The 15030-nt window shown below is 74.4% G+C and carries 13 protein-coding genes; 9 read left to right on the forward strand and 4 right to left on the reverse strand.

Going from position 1 to position 15030, the window contains the following annotated elements:
- Positions 1 to 459 precede the first annotated feature (459 nt).
- The 3 genes from ACIP4P_RS31100 to ACIP4P_RS31110 are packed head-to-tail and all read left to right on the forward strand — an operon-like array spanning position 460 to position 4960.
- Positions 460 to 1104 (forward strand): class F sortase, encoded by a 645-nt coding sequence (locus tag ACIP4P_RS31100; protein WP_400924166.1) that lies wholly within the window; start codon positions 460 to 462, stop codon positions 1102 to 1104.
- Positions 1101 to 2417 (forward strand): alpha/beta hydrolase, encoded by a 1317-nt coding sequence (locus ACIP4P_RS31105; protein WP_400924168.1) that lies wholly within the window; start codon positions 1101 to 1103, stop codon positions 2415 to 2417. The genes ACIP4P_RS31100 and ACIP4P_RS31105 overlap by 4 nt, the downstream gene beginning before the upstream one ends.
- A complete protein-coding gene (locus ACIP4P_RS31110; RefSeq protein ID WP_400924170.1) occupies positions 2414 to 4960 on the forward strand; it encodes a rhomboid family intramembrane serine protease in 2547 nt (848 codons plus the stop codon). The genes ACIP4P_RS31105 and ACIP4P_RS31110 overlap by 4 nt, the downstream gene beginning before the upstream one ends.
- Positions 4961 to 5091: 131 nt before the next feature.
- Here the strand turns inward: ACIP4P_RS31110 and ACIP4P_RS31115 are convergent, their stop codons facing one another.
- Positions 5092 to 5520: an SsgA family sporulation/cell division regulator gene (locus tag ACIP4P_RS31115; RefSeq protein ID WP_400924173.1), complete on the reverse strand. Its 429-nt coding sequence runs from the start codon at positions 5518 to 5520 to the stop codon at positions 5092 to 5094.
- Between the two features lie 307 nt (positions 5521 to 5827).
- On the opposite strand from ACIP4P_RS31115, the gene ACIP4P_RS31120 reads away from it, so the two are divergent.
- From ACIP4P_RS31120 to ACIP4P_RS31130, 3 genes are all read left to right on the forward strand, one after another.
- The gene (locus ACIP4P_RS31120; RefSeq protein ID WP_400924437.1) at positions 5828 to 7660 is read left to right on the forward strand and encodes a DEAD/DEAH box helicase; all 1833 of its coding nucleotides are present in this window, start codon (positions 5828 to 5830) and stop codon (positions 7658 to 7660) included.
- 385 nt (positions 7661 to 8045) lie between these two features.
- Positions 8046 to 8696 carry an IclR family transcriptional regulator gene (locus ACIP4P_RS31125; protein WP_188305665.1) on the forward strand — a complete coding sequence of 217 codons (651 nt, stop codon included), beginning with the start codon at positions 8046 to 8048 and terminating at the stop codon, positions 8694 to 8696.
- A 51-nt stretch (positions 8697 to 8747) separates the two neighbouring features.
- Positions 8748 to 9554 (forward strand): S16 family serine protease, encoded by an 807-nt coding sequence (locus tag ACIP4P_RS31130; protein ID WP_400924175.1) that lies wholly within the window; start codon positions 8748 to 8750, stop codon positions 9552 to 9554.
- A gap of 59 nt (positions 9555 to 9613) precedes the next feature.
- Here ACIP4P_RS31130 and ACIP4P_RS31135 read toward each other — a convergent pair whose 3' ends face one another.
- Positions 9614 to 10384 (reverse strand): IclR family transcriptional regulator, encoded by a 771-nt coding sequence (locus ACIP4P_RS31135; RefSeq protein ID WP_400924177.1) that lies wholly within the window; start codon positions 10382 to 10384, stop codon positions 9614 to 9616.
- 152 nt (positions 10385 to 10536) lie between these two features.
- On the reverse strand, positions 10537 to 11121 hold the full coding sequence (locus tag ACIP4P_RS31140; protein WP_400924179.1) for an Lrp/AsnC family transcriptional regulator: 585 nt from the start codon (positions 11119 to 11121) through the stop codon (positions 10537 to 10539).
- Between the two features lie 191 nt (positions 11122 to 11312).
- Here ACIP4P_RS31140 and ACIP4P_RS31145 point away from each other — a divergent pair, with 191 nt between their 5' ends.
- Positions 11313 to 11960 carry a VOC family protein gene (locus tag ACIP4P_RS31145; protein WP_400924181.1) on the forward strand — a complete coding sequence of 216 codons (648 nt, stop codon included), beginning with the start codon at positions 11313 to 11315 and terminating at the stop codon, positions 11958 to 11960.
- Positions 11961 to 11976: 16 nt separating this feature from the next.
- Here the strand turns inward: ACIP4P_RS31145 and ACIP4P_RS31150 are convergent, their stop codons facing one another.
- A complete protein-coding gene (locus ACIP4P_RS31150; RefSeq protein ID WP_400924183.1) occupies positions 11977 to 12540 on the reverse strand; it encodes a hypothetical protein in 564 nt (187 codons plus the stop codon).
- 145 nt (positions 12541 to 12685) lie between these two features.
- Between ACIP4P_RS31150 and ACIP4P_RS31155 the strand changes: the two genes are divergently transcribed.
- Together ACIP4P_RS31155 and ACIP4P_RS31160 are read left to right on the forward strand one after the other, a co-directional pair.
- A complete protein-coding gene (locus ACIP4P_RS31155; RefSeq protein WP_400924185.1) occupies positions 12686 to 13390 on the forward strand; it encodes a response regulator transcription factor in 705 nt (234 codons plus the stop codon).
- Positions 13387 to 14913: a sensor histidine kinase gene (locus tag ACIP4P_RS31160; protein WP_400924188.1), complete on the forward strand. Its 1527-nt coding sequence runs from the start codon at positions 13387 to 13389 to the stop codon at positions 14911 to 14913. Before ACIP4P_RS31155 ends, ACIP4P_RS31160 begins: the two co-directional genes overlap by 4 nt.
- Positions 14914 to 15030 lie beyond the last annotated feature (117 nt).

Below are 15030 nucleotides of genomic sequence, written 5' to 3' on the forward strand. Positions count from 1 at the left end.
GCGGCCAGCAGGGTTCGGCGGGAGAGCGCGTCCATGGTCACTCCGTTCATGTGGCGTTCGGCTGACGGCCGGCTCGCGTGCTGCGGGGGCGCGGCGTGCGGAAGTACGGTCCGACCGGAGAGGGGTGGAGCCCGTGACCGGGTCAGCATGCCATGCGGGCCGGAACGGTCGAAGAGGCGCAGCGGACGGTCGTGATCGATCGCCCGATTGACGCAACCGAACCCGTGGGTCGAAACGTCGATGCTGTTCGACGGGTCAGAGTGCCGTGCCGGGGCGCGGAAAACGGCCGTCACGGTCCGTGGCGGAACGCCCACTCGGCGCAGGATCGGGCCGTCATCCCTGCCGATCGGCGGGTGTGGATACGACCATCGTGGGGACGTGGCACGGCATCCGATCCGATTGAATGAGTTCCCAGGAAACTCTCAGGAAGGGGATCCGGGCCGACAGGAGGGAGCGACCGTGGGCGTCCAGCAGAGCAGGAGCCCCTGGCCGGGCACCCTGGCGGCCGGCGCGGCCCTGGTGCTCGGCGCCTGGCTGCTGCACGACGGCGGCACGCCCGTGCTGCCGCCCGTGCCGGGCGGCGGACAGGCGCTGTCCGGCTTCGCCCCGGTCTCGGTCGTCCCGCCGCTCGGCCCGTCCACCCCGACCAGGATCCGCATCCCGGCCGTCCGCCTGGACGCCCCGGTCACCGAGCTGGGCCTCGACCCGGACGGCCACCTCCAGGCCCCGCCCGCCGCCGACCGCAACCTCGCGGGCTGGTACCGCGGCGGCGCCAGCCCCGGTCAGCGTGGAACCGCCATCCTGGCCGGCCACGTCGACAACCAGGCCGGGCCGGCCGTCTTCTACCACCTGGGGGCACTCCACCGGGGCGACCGGATCGAGATCGCCCGCGCCGACGGCGCCACCGCCGTCTACCAGCTGTACGCCATCGAAGTGCACGACCGAAAGGACTTCCCGGACGACCGGGTCTACCGCCAGGCCGCCGACGCACAGCTGCGGGTCATCACCTGCGGCGGCGCGTACAGCGAGGAACACGGCTACGAGGGCAACGTCGTCGCCTACGGATTCCTGGCCGACACCACACCACCGGGCAAAGCCGCATGACCACGCTCACCCTCGCCACCCGCTGGAACCCGATCGACTGGCCGCTCACCCACGGCCCCGTCCCCTACGCCGTGCTCGCCGCGGGCTGGGCCGCGCTGGCCCTGCTGGCGCTCTCCCGGCACGAGCGCTGGCGCGCCCCGCGGATGCTCGGTGCCCTGCTGCTCGGCGGCCTGCTCACCCTGCTGGTGAAGATCGCCGTCGACGACTGGTGGCGCCCGTTCCCGGAGGGCACGCCGGACTTCGTCCTGCGCTGGATCGCCGTCGCGCTGTTCGGCATGGCCCTGCTCTGCTTCCGCGCCCCGCTGCTGACCGTCCGCCGCCGGCTGTTCGCCGTCGGCGGCGTGGCCCTGGTGGTGGTGATGGCCGCCTCGCAGGTCAACCGCGGCTTCGACCAGTACCCGACCGCCCGGGCCATGCTGGCGCCGCACACCGACGAACTGACCACCGGCCGGGCCGCCGCCACCGTGCAGGGCACGCCCGGCCGCCCGCTCGCCGAGGTCTGGCACGCGCCGCCCGGCCTGCCCGACAAGGGCACCCTCTCGCCGGTGACCATCCCCGGCACCAAGTCCGGCTTCACCGCCCGCCCCGGGTACGTCTACCTGCCGCCCGCCTACCGGGCCAACCCCCGGCCGCTGCTGCCCGTCGTGGTGCTGCTGCCCGGCCAGCCCGGCGCACCCGAGGACTGGGTCAACTCCGGCGCCATCCGGGAGAGCCTGGACGCCTTCGCCGCCGAGCACCAGGGCCTGGCCCCGATCGTGGTGGTCGCCGACCAGACCGGCGGCAACTTCTCCAACCCGCTCTGCATGGACTCCCGGATCGCCAAGTCGCAGACCTACCTGGCCGCCGACATCCCGGACTGGATCCACCACAATCTGCAGACCGCCACCGGCCGCGGCTCGCTGGCCATCGGCGGACTCTCGCTCGGCGGGACCTGCGCCATCCAGCTGGCCCTCAACGCACCCGAGGTGTACGGCACCTTCCTGGACATCTCCGGGCAGGACGAGCCGACCCTCGGCACCCACCAGGAGACCGTGGACAAGGCCTTCGGCGGCGACGAGGCGGCCTTCGCCGCCGTCGACCCGATGCACCTGATGGCGGCCCGGAAGTTCCCGGACACCGCCGGGATGATCGTGGTCGGCGCCGACGACCCCTGGTACCGGCCGGGGCAGGAGAAGATCCACGCCGCGGCGCAGGCGGCCGGGATCAAGGTCGGCTACCAGACCATCCCCGGCTGGCACAGCTGGGTGGTGTTCCGGCAGGCCTTCGAGCAGAACCTGCCCTGGCTCGCGCAACAGACGGGGTTGATCCGATGACCCGACTCCTCGCCGCACCGACGACCCGGCCGACCGCCGAGCCCGGGCCCGGCACCGACCTCGGCCCGGTCACCCGGACGCCGGAGCCCGGCCCCCAGCGGATCCGCCGGGCCGCCCGGGTGCTCCGCGACCAGCTGCGCGCGGCGCCGCTGACCCTCACCCTGCTGGCCGGGCTCTGGGCGGTCGGCGCGGCCACCGGGAGCCTGACCGACGGGCCGTCCGAGCGGCTGCTCTCCCAGGTCGGCGTCGGCCTGTCCACCCTCGGCGAGGGCCGCTGGTGGACCCCGGTCACCTCGATGCTCTGGTCCTCGGGCACCGGCGCGTACGTCTTCACCAGCCTGCTGCTGCTCCTGGTCGGCCCGGCCGCCGAGCGCCGGCTCGGCCGGCTGCACACCCTCGCGGTGCTGGTCGGCGGGCAGGTGGCGGGCACCCTGCTGGGCGCCGCGCTGGTCCGGTTCGGCTCCGCCGCCGGGGAGCAGTGGACCGTCTCGGTGGCCGACCAGACCTCGGTCGGGCCCGGCGTCGGCCTGTTCGCCCTGGCCGGGGTGCTCGGCTACCGGCTCACCGTGCTCTGGCGCCGCCGGCTGCACCTGCTGGTGCTGCTCCTCCCGCTGGTCATGACGCTGTACGTCGGCCACCTGCAGAGCGTCCAGCGGTGCGCCGCCGCGCTGTGCGGCCTCGGCCTGGGCGCGCTGCTCAGCCGGGGGCGGCCGTACCTGCGCACCCACCGCTCCTCGCACGGCGAGACCCGGGTGCTGGTCGCGCTCTGCCTGGTCGCCGCCGCCTGTGGACCGCTGATCGCCTCGCTGTACGACAACGCCAGCGGGCCGTTCAACACCTTCTCCGAGCTGTACTTCTCGCACCGGCTCAGCCCCGAGGAGGTGGCCGACCTGTGCGCCGAGTCGGTGCACAGCTGCGCCCGGGCGCACGCCGTCGAGCGGATCTTCGACACCCCCGGCCGGCTGATGGCCGCGCTGTTCCCGGCGCTGCTGCTGGTGCTCGCCGAGGGGCTGCGCCGCGGCCTGCGGTTCGCCTGGCGGATCAGCGTCGCCACCGAGCTGCTCTGGACCGCGCTGCTGGCCTGGCTGTACTTCGAGGCCGGGCCGGTCAGCGGTGACGTGGTGCAGTACTTCGTCGAGGCGATGCTGCTGCCGCTGCTGACCACGGCCCTGCTGCTGGCGACCCGGCAGCGGTTCCGGCTGCGGCTGTCCGGCCGGGCGGTGCGCCGGCTGGCCGTGGTGGTCGGCGGGGCCGCGCTGGCCGCCTCGGCCGCGTACGTGGGCCTCGGCCGGCTGGTGGCCGGGCAGTTCGAGCCGGGCGCGGGCGTGCGCGGGCTGGTGAACGGGCTGCCGGCCCAGTTCCTGCCGCCCGCGTACAACGACCTGCTGCCGGACTACCCGATAGCGGTCGGCCCGGTGGCGCTGCTCCTGGAGACGTACTGCGGGCTGGTGTTCTGGCTGGTCGCGCTGGTCGCGCTGCTCTCGGCGTTCCGCCGTCCGGTGCTGCACACCGACGCGGCCGCCGCCGCCCGGGCCCGGGCGCTGCTCGCCGAGCACGGCGGCGGGACGCTCTCCTTCATCACCACCTGGGACGGCAACCACTACTGGTTCGACGAGGGCGGCCGCGCGGCCGTCGCCTACCGGGTGGTCGGCACCGTGGCGCTGACCACCGGCGACCCCTTCGGCGCCGCCGAGGACCGGCCCCGGGCGGTGGCCGGGTTCGCCCGGTACTGCGACGCCCGGGGCTGGACGCCGTGCTTCTACAGCGTCGGCACCGAGACCAGGGCGGTCACCGGGCAGCTCGGCTGGCGCTCGGTGCAGGTCGCCGAGGACACCGTGGTGCCGCTGCCCGAGCTGGCCTTCACCGGCCGCAAGTGGCAGGACATCCGCACCGCCCTGAACAAGGCCGGGAAGCAGGGCATCACCGCGGAGTGGTGGGCGTACCACGAGGCGCCGCTCGCGCTGCGCGAGCAGATCCGGGCGATCTCCGAGGAGTGGGTCTCCGAGAAGGGGCTGCCCGAGATGGGCTTCACCCTCGGCGGGCTGGAGGAGCTGGACGACCCGGACGTGCGGGTGCTGATCGCGGTGGACCAGGACCGGGTGGTGCACGGGCTGACCAGCTGGATGCCGGTGTACGGGGACGGCGTGCCGGTCGGCTGGACGCTGGACTTCATGCGGCGGCGCTCGGACGGCTTCCGCGGCGTGAACGAGTTCCTGATCGCCTCGGCCGCGCTCGGCTTCAAGGGCGAGGGCGCGCTGTTCCTGTCGCTGTCGGGCGCACCGCTGGCCCGCGCCAGGCAGGACGAGGAGCCCACCGGGCTGCAGCGGACGCTGGACTGGATGGGCAAGGCGCTGGAGCCGGTGTACGGCTTCCGCTCGCTGCTGGCGTTCAAGGCGAAGTTCCAGCCGGAGTACCGGCCGATGTACATGGCCTATCCCGACCCGGCGGCGCTGCCCGGCATCACCAGGGCGATCGGCAAGGCCTACCTGCCGCACCTCACGGCGGCGCAGGGCGTCCGGCTGATGCGCAAGCTGTCGGGCTGACCGGCCTGATGGGGCGAGTGGCGGGGTGGCTGCCCTCCCGGGCCCCGGACCCGGGCGGCCGTCCTACGGCCTGGGGCGACCCCCTCTGACGTCCGGAGGCGCGGGGGCGCTCCCGGACGCCGGGCGCCCCGTCAGCCGAGCAGCTGGGCGAGCGCGCGGTCGGCGTCCAGGTGCAGGTGCTCCTCGCCCTCCGGGACGAGCAGACGGCTGCGCCACAGGAAGCGCCGCAGGTCGGTGGAGTCGAACTGGAGCAGCGCGGTGCCCTCCGGGGCCCGCAGCTCGACCATGGTGCGCCGGCCGAGCGCGGGCCGGACGTGGACGTCGCCGGGCCCGGCCGGCAGCTCCAGCCCGGAGGAGAGCAGCTGGCGGGCGAACACCCAGACGATGTCCTCGGCGCTCTGGCCGTCCGGGGCGTCGTCCAGCGAGAACTCGGCGGGGAAGGCCATCCGGACCGCGAACGGGTCCTCCGGCAGGTAGGACAGCACCACCCGGAGCCGGACGGAGCGGTGCGGGGAGAGGATCAGACGGGCCTGGACGGTCTCTTCGACGGCGGAGTACAAGGGTGGGTCCCTTCGTTCGACGGGGCCGCCCGACGGCAGGTGGGGTTGGGGCGGCCTCACCCTGGTGAGAGTGCCGGGGACGTTGGGGATTACCCGGTTTCGAGAGGAAATCGAGGTGACCCGCGTCACATCGATTTCCGGCCGCCCGGGCCCGGCGCGGAGCCCGGCCTGGAGGCCCGAACGGCCCCGGCCCGGTAGGCTGGGCGGGTTGTCCGACCGCCGCCCGACCGCGGGATGAGGCCGCAAAACCGCCTCTGACCTGCGATGATCCCCCTCGGAGACCGTGAGTACTGCCGCCGCCTCCTCGATGCCGCTGTTCTCCGACGCACAGGAGCAGCAGGAGCCCGTCCGGGCCGTCGGCCATGCCGCGCCCGCCGCCTCGCACCACCTGTCCCCGGCGTTCCCCGGTCGTGCCCCCTGGGGCACCGCGGGCAAGCTGCGGGCCTGGCAGCAGGGTGCGCTGGACAAGTACATCGAGACCCAGCCGCGCGACTTCCTCGCGGTCGCGACCCCGGGCGCAGGCAAGACCACCTTCGCGCTCACCCTGGCCTCGTACCTGCTGCACAACCACCTGGTGCAGCAGGTGACGGTCGTCGCACCGACCGAGCACCTGAAGAAGCAGTGGGCCGAGGCCGCCGCCCGGATAGGCATCCGGCTGGACCCGGCGTACTCCTCCGGTCCGCTCTCCCGGGACTACCACGGCATCGTGGTCACCTACGCGGGCGTCGGGGTCAACCCGATGCTGCACCGGAACCGGACCGAGGCCCGCAAGACCCTCGTGATCATGGACGAGATCCACCACGCCGGTGACTCCAAGTCCTGGGGCGAGGCCTGCTTCGAGGCCTTCGAGCCCGCCACCCGCCGGCTGGCGCTGACCGGGACGCCGTTCCGCTCGGACACCAACCCGATCCCGTTCGTGGCGTACGACGCGGGCAGCGACGGCATCCGCAAGTCCGTCGCCGACTACACCTACGGCTACGGGCACGCGCTGGCCGACCACGTCGTCCGCCCGGTGATCTTCCTCAGCTACAGCGGCAACATGCGCTGGCGCACCAAGTCCGGCGACGAGCTGGAGGCCCGGCTCGGCGAGCCGATGACCAAGGACCTGATCGCCCAGGCCTGGCGCACCGCGCTCTCCCCGCAGGGCGAGTGGATCCCCTCCGTCCTCCAGGCCGCCGACCGGCGCCTCACCGAGGTCCGCAAGGCCATCCCGGACGCCGGCGGGCTGGTGATCGCCACCGACCAGAACGTGGCCCGCGCCTACGCCAAGATGTTGCGCGAGATCAGCGGCGAGAAGGTCACCCTGGTGCTCTCCGACGAGGCCGAGGCCTCGAAGCGGATCTCCGACTTCTCGGAGGGCACCTCGCGCTGGATGGTCGCCGTCCGCATGGTGTCCGAGGGCGTCGACGTGCCCCGGCTCTCCGTCGGGGTGTACGCCACCTCGATCTCCACCCCGCTGTTCTTCGCCCAGGCCGTCGGCCGCTTCGTGCGCGCCCGCAAGCGCGGCGAGACCGCCTCGGTGTTCCTGCCGACCATCCCGATGCTGCTGGGCTTCGCCAACGAGATGGAGCTCCAGCGCGACCACGTGCTGGACCGGCCGAAGAAGGAGGGCGACGGCCTCTTCGACGAGGAGGACCGGCTGCTCGCCGAGGCCGAGCGGGCCAACGACGGCCCGGACGGCGCCGGCGGCGACGAGTTCTCCTACGAGGCGCTCGGCTCCGAGGCGGTCTTCGACCGGGTCCTCTACAACGCCATGGAATTCGGCATGCAGGCCCACCCGGGGAGCGAGGAGGAGGAGGACTACCTCGGCATCCCGGGCCTGCTGGAACCCGACCAGGTGCAGATGCTGCTTCAGAAGCGCCAGCACCGGCAGATCCAGCGCAGCAAGACCAAGCCCGCCGAAGAGGCCGACCTGCTGGAGCTGCCGGCCGAGCAGCGGCCGGTGGTCACCCACCAGGAGCTGCGGGAGCTGCGCAAGGAGCTGAACGCGCTGGTCGCCGCCTGGCACCACCGCACCAGCCAGCCGCACGGCACCGTCCACAACGAGCTGCGCCGCCAGTGCGGCGGCCCGCTGACCGCGCAGGCCACCGCCAACCAGCTGAAGGCGCGGATCGCCAAGATCCGCGAGTGGGCGAAGTAACGGTCCGGCAGGCGGGCCCGGCGCCGACGGGCGGACGGGCCCGGCCCGGGTCCGCCGCGCCGGGGTGTCCGGACATCGGACCGGGGTCGAACCGGCGTCCGGTCGGGGCAGGTGAATTGACGGGGTTCGTCCGGAATTCCCGGTGGTGGCACCGATGATCACGACCGAATTTTGGACAACCACTTCCGTCGCGACCTTTCCTTCACTACCTTTCCCCCACGCTCTTCCACCGGGCAACCCCCGCGGGACGGGCTCCGCAGGACCGTGCGGCCGTCGAGGACGACACCGCGCGGCCCGAGCGCGGCCACCCCCACCTGCGCGCGACACCGACCTTCTTGGTCCGGCGCCGCCCGCCCCGCGAGCGCCGCGGAAAGGACAGCCCGTCGTGACTGCCGAGACCTCCCAGACGTTGGACCGCGGCGTCCGCGTCCTCAAACTCCTCGCCGACTCCGAGCGCGGGCTCACCGTCACCGAGCTGGCCGCCCGGCTGGCCGTCAACCGCACCGTGGTCTACCGGCTGCTCGCCACCCTGGAGCAGCACGGCCTGGTCCGCCGCGACATCGGCGGCCGGGCCCGGGTCGGCCTGGGCGTGCTGCGGCTGGCCCACCGGGTGCACCCGCTGCTGCGCGAGGCCGCGCTGCCCGCCCTGCGCAGCCTCGCCGAGGACCTCGGCGCCACCGCTCACCTGACCCTGGTGGACGGCAGCGAGGCGCTGGCCGTCGCCGTGGTCGAACCCAGCTGGACGGACTTCCACGTCGCCTACCGCACCGGCCTGCGGCACCCGCTCACCGAGAGCGCGGCCGGCCGGGCGATCCTGGAGGCCCGCACCTTCCCCAGCCAGCGCCGGCCCGAACAGGGCTTCGTCATCACCCGTGCGGAGGAGCAGTCCGGGGCCAGCGGGGCGGCCGCCGCGCTGCTCGGGCTGAGCGGCATCGAGGGCAGCGTCGGCGTGGTGATGCTCAACGGGCTGGTGCCCGAGCGGGTCGGCCCGCGGGTGGTGGAGGCGGCCACCGAGGTGGCCGACGCCCTGCGGTAACGGGCACCGGGCCGGGCGTACCACGGCGTCGGGTGTGTTTGGATTCCCCTTGTGTCCGACACCAAGCTGCCCAAGGCCCTCCCGTCCCCGCGGACCCGCGCGCTCGCGCTCTGCGGGGTGCTGGTCGCCGCGCTGTTCGGCGTGGCGGCCTTCGTCCCGCTGCCGTACACCATCACCTGGCCGGGCCTGACCGCGGACACCCTCGGCAGCTACCAGGGCCGACCGGTGCTCACCGTCACCGGGGCGCCGCTGCGCAGCACCGAGGGTGAGCTGCGGATGGTCACCATCTCGGCCACCAACCCGGACCAGCGGACCACCTTCTGGCGCTCCCTCCAGGCCTGGTTCGACCCGAAGGAGGCCGTCCGCCCGACCGAGACGGTCTACCCGCAGAGCAACCCGACCAAGGCCGAGGAGGCGACGGCCCAGCAGATGGCCGAGTCGCAGGACAGCGCCACCCTGGCCGCGCTCGGCTACCTCCACCTCTCGCCGGACCAGGTGAAGGTCAAGGTCGACCTGGGCGACGTGGGCGGCCCGAGCGCCGGGCAGATGCTGGCGCTGGGCATCGTCGACAAGCTCGCCGGCGACGGCAAGGGCGGCGACCTCACCGGCGGGCTGAAGATCGCGGGCACCGGCACCATCGACAAGGACGGCACCGTCGGCCCGGTGGGCGGCGTGCCGCTGAAGACCCTGGCGGCGGCCCGGGACGGCGCGACGGTGTTCCTGCTCCCCAGGGACGAGTGCACGGACGCCAAGGTGAACACCCCGAAGGCGCTGCGGCTGGTGCCGGTGGGCACGCTCGCCGAGTCGGTCTCGGCGCTGGAGGCGCTGAAGAGCGGCGGCAGCGTCCCCAGCTGCTGAACCCGGCGGCCTCCGGCTTCGGTGCCGGGCGGCCCTCGGTGCTTCGGCGGCCTCCGGCGTCAGAGTCCGAAGGCCACCGAGGCGAAGTCGTCGCCCAGTCTGGTCCGCAGCTGGGCGGCGATCCCCACCAGGCGGTGCGCCTGGGTCATCGGCAGCGAGATCGAGACCGCGCCGATGCCGTTGCCCGCGACGACCGGCACCGCCGCGCCCGCGGCCCCGAGCGAGTACTCCTGGAACTGGGTGATCGGGACGGAGCGCCGCGGGCCCTGGCGCGACAGCAGCGGCAGGGCCGCCGGGTCCCGCAGGGTGTGGGCGGTGAACGGCACCATCGGGTGGCGGGCCAGGTGGTCCCGGCGCTCCTCGGCGGTCATCAGGGCCAGCAGCGTCTTGCCGGCCGAATGGGCGTGCGCGCCGGTCCGCCACCGGTGCCGGTCGATCAGCGGCGCGCCGGGTGCCTCGGCCGCGCCGATCAGCTCCACCTCGCCGTTCCGGTACCAGGTGAAGTAGACGGCGGCGGAGAGCTCCTCGGCCAGCGCGTCCAGCAGGGTCTTGAGCCGGGCCCGGCCCGCCGCCGGACCGTCGTCCCGGACCAGGCCGGCCACCGCCGGACCGGTCAGGTAGTGCCCGGAGTGCCGCTCCAGGTAGTGGTCGTGCACGAGGGTGCGCAGCAGGTGGTACGCGGTGCCCAGGGCCAGGCCGGTGTCCCGGGCGAGCTGCTTGGCGGTGGCGCCCTTGGGGTAGCGGGCGGCCGCTTCCAGCAGGCGCAGGGCGCGCTGGGCGGAGGCGATGAGGGTGGGGGAGGAGCCGTCGATCGCGACCGGGGACGTCATGCCGGGGCCGTCCCGGGGGAGCGCGGGGGCGGCACGGGTATCGGCGGACCGACGCGTGGCACGGGCAGTGGCGGAACGTTCATGTATAGATCTTGGGGCTGACGGGGCCTCATGCCTATGCCGAATCGGCACATCGCACCGAACGGACCGTCCTACTCGGCGGCCGCCTGGTCCACCAGCGGCAGGATCCGGTACGGCACCGGGTTCTCCAGCACGATCGCGGTGGAGGAGCGGACGATCCCGTCGAAGCCGACCACCCGGTCGATCACCCGCTGGAGGTCGGCGTTGGAGCGGGCCACGATCCGCACCAGCATGTCCCCGATCCCGGTGATGGTGTGCAGCTCCAGCACCTCCGGCACCCGCGCCAGGTGCGCCCGCACGTCCGCGCCCTGGCCCTGGGAGATCTCCAGGGTGGCGAAGGCCGTCACCGGGTAGCCGATCGCCGCCGGGTCGACCTCCGGGCCGAAGCCGCCGATCACCCCCTTGGCCTGCAGCCGGTCCAGCCGGGCCTGCACGGTGCCACGGGCGACCTGGAGCCGGCGCGAGCACTCCAGCACGCCGATCCGGGGCTCCTCGGCGAGCAGCCGGATCAGCCGTCCGTCCAGGGCGTCGATGGTGTCGTTCCCGCCGCCCGCCGGGGCCGCGGCGGTGCCCTGCGGGGCGGTGGGGCCCTGCGGGCCGGTGGGGCCGCTCGGGTCGGGGGAGCCGGGGGAGCTCGGGGCGTGGGCGGGGGGCATCGTGGCTCCGTCCTCCGGTGGGCATTCTGTACAGCGGCGCCGCCGATTCTCCCGTCCCGGGGCACAGCTTGACCAGGAGGAAACGGAACAGTTGCGCGCCGGTCGGCCCGGCGCCACCCTCCAGCCACGATCCCGTGCCCCGGGCCCCACCCCGGGCGTCGGGTGGTCCGTACGCCTACCGGGAGGCCGTCATGACCGACACCGCCGACTCCGTCCTGCTCGCCGCGGGCCTGGCCGGGGTCCCGGGGGATCCGGGACCGCTGCCGGCCGGTCGGGCCGACGCGGTGGTCCTCGCGGTCGCCGACGCGGAGCGGGCCGCCGCCCGCTACCGGGCGGCGCTCGGGCTGCGCTGCACCGCGTACGCCGGGCCGGAGACGGGCCGGCCGGACACGGTCTCCTACGTGCTCACCGGGCCCGGGACGCGGATCGTGCTCACCTCGCCGGCGCGGGCGGGCGGCCCGCGCGGCCGGGAGCTGGCGGCCGGTCCGGCCCGCTGCGCGGACGGGGTGCTGGACCTCCCGGTGAGCGTGCCGGACGTCTACTACGCGTACGACTACGCGGTCGACCGGGGCGCGCTGTCGCTGGCCGAGCCGTACGAGACGCGGGACCGGTTCGGCTCGGTGGTGCTGGCCACCATCGCGGTGCCCGGCGGCACCAGACACACCCTGGTCGACCGGGCCGGTTACGCGGGGCCGTACCTGCCGGGGTACGAGCCGGTCGGGTCGTACGAGCCGTACGGGCCTTACGGGTCGGGTGAGATGGTCGGGCCCACGGGGCTGTTCGAGCCGGGCGAGCCGTACCGGCTGTACGACCCGTTCGGGGTGCCCGGCGGTCGCTGACGGGTGCGCCGCCGGTTCAGCGGATCGCCGTCTCCACCACCGGCGGGTGGCCGTTCCAGTAGACGAACACCGAGTTGGCCTGGTTGTCCCTGGTGAAGTCCACCCGCATCCACTGGTCGCCGTTCCACACCTGCATCTGCCAGCCCGGGTCCGGGGTGGCGGAGACCAGCGAGGCCTCGTCGGCGCGGATGTCCAGGGCGACCCGGCCGCCGGGGATCGGGTAGCTCTTCACCGTGGACGTGGTGGTGGCGCTCGGCGCGGGCCGCTTGGCGGACGGCGTGGGCGCGGGGCCGGCCGGTGCGTGCGCGGCGGTCGCTGAGGCGGCGGCCGGGGGCGCGGTCGGGCTCGGGGACGGGGGCGGCGACGCCGGCGGGGCGGGGGCGTCGGTCGTCGGTGTCCGGCCGGGGGTCGGGGTCGCGCCGTACGGCGTGCCGACGGTCTTCGGGGAGGGCAGCGGCAGCGCCACGGGCTGCTCGGACGCGGCTCCGGTGAGCACCGCGTGCACGCCGAGCCAGGACAGCGCCACCGCCGCCCCGGTGGCCGCCGCCCAGGCGCACAGCTGTACCAGTCCGTTCCGCATCGTCCGCACATCCTGCCGTATTTCCCGGTCGGCGGGGACCGGCACCCCGGTTGTTCCGCAGGGGAGTTGCACAATGTCCGGACCCGGTCCGGAGGCACCCCCGAGGTACAGACCACTGCCCACCGATGGCGTACCGTGCAGGGCCATGGCAACAGTGCTCGTGGTCGAGGACGACCCCTTCGTACGTTCCGCGCTCATCCGCCACCTGACCGACACCGGTCACGCGGTCCGCAGTGTGGGCACGGCCCTGGAGGCGCTGCGGGAGGTCGCCCAGGTCGGCTGCGACCTGGTGATCCTCGACCTGGGCCTGCCCGACCTGGACGGCAGTGAGGCGCTCAAGATGATCCGGGGGCTGACGGACGTCCCGGTGATCATCTCCACCGCGCGGGACGACGAGGCCGAGATCGTCCGGCTGCTCAACGACGGGGCCGACGACTACCTGGTGAAACCTTTCTCCGGGGAGCACCTGAGCGCCCGGATGGCCGCCGTACTGCGCCGGCTCGGCGGCGGCAGCGCCCCCGTCGCCCAGGTGCTGCGGGTCGGCGGACTGGCCATCGACCTCCAGCGGCGCGAGGCCGTCCTGGACGGGCGGCTGCTCGACCTGACCCGGCGGGAGTTCGACCTGCTGGCCTTCCTGGCGGCCCGGCCCGGCGTGGTGGTGCCGCGCAAGGAGATCCTCGCCGAGGTCTGGCAACAGACCTACGGTGGCGACCAGACCATCGACGTCCACCTCTCCTGGCTGCGCCGCAAACTCGGCGAGACCGCCTCCAACCCCCGCTACCTGCACACCGTCCGGGGCGTCGGGGTCCGGCTGGAGTCCGTCGCCGGGCCCGCGGAGCACCGGACATGAAGCGGTTCGTCCGCTCGTTGCGCTGGGCCCTGATCAAGGCCGCGGTGGCCGGCACCACCATGGTCGCGCTGGCCTTCCTCATCCCGCTCGGCCTGATGGTCCAACAGACCGCCCGGGACCGGGCGTTCACCGCCGCCGAACGGCAGGCCGCGGCGCTCGGGCCGGCCCTGGCGATCACCACCGACCAGGACGCCGTCAACCGGGCGCTGGCCAGTACGGACGCGGGGGCGCAGGGGCGGATGGCGGTGCACCTGCCGGTGCCCGCCGGAGCGCCGGGGGTCCCCGGGGGGCCGGAGGTCTCCGGGGTGCCGGCGGCGAACGGTGGACCGGCGAGCGGAGGACCGGCGGTCGGGGGAGCAGGGGCGGCGGCCGGGGCCGGGGGGCCCGACGGCCCGACCCTCGGGGAGGGGCGCGCCGCCGCGGCGGACGTCGCCACGGCCGGCGGCCAGGGCCGGGCTTTCACCGTCGCCGTGCCCGGCGGCTACGCGCTGCTCCAGCCGGTCGCGGTGGACACCGGGCGGACCGCCGTGGTCGAGGTGTTCGTCGCCGAGAGCGACCTCACCCGGGGCGTCTCCACCGCCTGGCAGGTGCTTTCCGCGGTCGCGCTCGGCCTGGTCGCCATCTCGGTGCTGGTCGCCGACCGGATGGGCAGCCGGATCGTCGCCTCCGCCCGCCGGCTCGCCGGTGCCGCCCGCTCGCTCGGCGCCGGGAACCTCACGGTGCGCGTCCCGGTGACGGGCAAGCAGGTCGACGGCAGCCCCGAGGAACTGCGCGAAGCCGCCCAGGCGTTCAACACCATGGCCGACCGGGTAGTCCAACTCCTTGCGGCAGAACGCGAATTGGCCGCCGACCTGTCGCACCGACTGCGCACCCCGCTGACCGTGCTGCGGCTCAATGCCGCCTCCCTCGGCGACGGCGACGCGGCCGACGCCACCCGGCACGCGGTGGCCCAACTGGAGCGCGAGGTCGACCAGATCATCCGTTCCGCCCGCCGTGACCCCGAGGACGCGCCCGCCGTCGCGGTCGGCTGCGACGCCGCCGAGGTGATCCGCGAACGGGTCGGCTTCTGGTCGGCGCTGGCCGAGGACGAGGGCCGTCGCTGGCAGCTGGCCGGCGCCGAACACCCCGCGCCGGTGCCCGTCCAGCGCGGGGACCTCGCCGCCGCCGTCGACGCGCTGCTCGGCAACGTCTTCCGGCACACCGCCGTCGGTGCCGCCTTCTCGGTCGACGTGCTGGCCACCGAGTCCGCGGTGATCGTGCTGGTCGGCGACGCCGGACCCGGCTACAGCGACCCGGCCGCCGCACTCAAGCGCGGCGAGGGCCACGGCGGGGAGGGCTCCACCGGCCTCGGGCTGGACATCGTCCGCAAGCTCGCCGAGTCCACCGGCGGGGACCTCGCGCTCGGCCGCTCGGCCGTACTCGGCGGCGCCGAGACCCGGCTGCGGCTGCGCACCCGCCCGGAGGAGGCCGCGCCCGCCCGGACCGGTCGGCGGCGCAGCCGGGGTGCGCTGTTCTCGAAGTGACGACGTGACGACGTGACGACGCGATGACGGTGGGGCGTCGGGGTGGCCCGTCGATCGGGGGGCCTTCCTTAACTGCGCCATAAGGGAGCCTTCACCCCACGTGCGGGCCGCCCGTTC

Origin of the sequence: Kitasatospora sp. NPDC089509 (assembly GCF_044749365.1) — a bacterium.
Taxonomy (GTDB): Bacteria; Actinomycetota; Actinomycetes; order Streptomycetales; family Streptomycetaceae; genus Kitasatospora.

Coding starts and splice junctions, on each gene's coding strand:
- ACIP4P_RS31150 (WP_400924183.1), bottom strand. CDS start 12,540: ATGCGGAACGGACTGGTACAGCTGTGCGCCTGGGCGGCGGCCACCGGG.
- ACIP4P_RS31135 (WP_400924177.1), bottom strand. CDS start 10,384: ATGACGTCCCCGGTCGCGATCGACGGCTCCTCCCCCACCCTCATCGCC.
- ACIP4P_RS31120 (WP_400924437.1), top strand. CDS start 5,828: ATGCCGCTGTTCTCCGACGCACAGGAGCAGCAGGAGCCCGTCCGGGCC.
- ACIP4P_RS31145 (WP_400924181.1), top strand. CDS start 11,313: ATGACCGACACCGCCGACTCCGTCCTGCTCGCCGCGGGCCTGGCCGGG.
- ACIP4P_RS31160 (WP_400924188.1), top strand. CDS start 13,387: ATGAAGCGGTTCGTCCGCTCGTTGCGCTGGGCCCTGATCAAGGCCGCG.
- ACIP4P_RS31140 (WP_400924179.1), bottom strand. CDS start 11,121: ATGCCCCCCGCCCACGCCCCGAGCTCCCCCGGCTCCCCCGACCCGAGC.
- ACIP4P_RS31110 (WP_400924170.1), top strand. CDS start 2,414: ATGACCCGACTCCTCGCCGCACCGACGACCCGGCCGACCGCCGAGCCC.
- ACIP4P_RS31155 (WP_400924185.1), top strand. CDS start 12,686: ATGGCAACAGTGCTCGTGGTCGAGGACGACCCCTTCGTACGTTCCGCG.
- ACIP4P_RS31105 (WP_400924168.1), top strand. CDS start 1,101: ATGACCACGCTCACCCTCGCCACCCGCTGGAACCCGATCGACTGGCCG.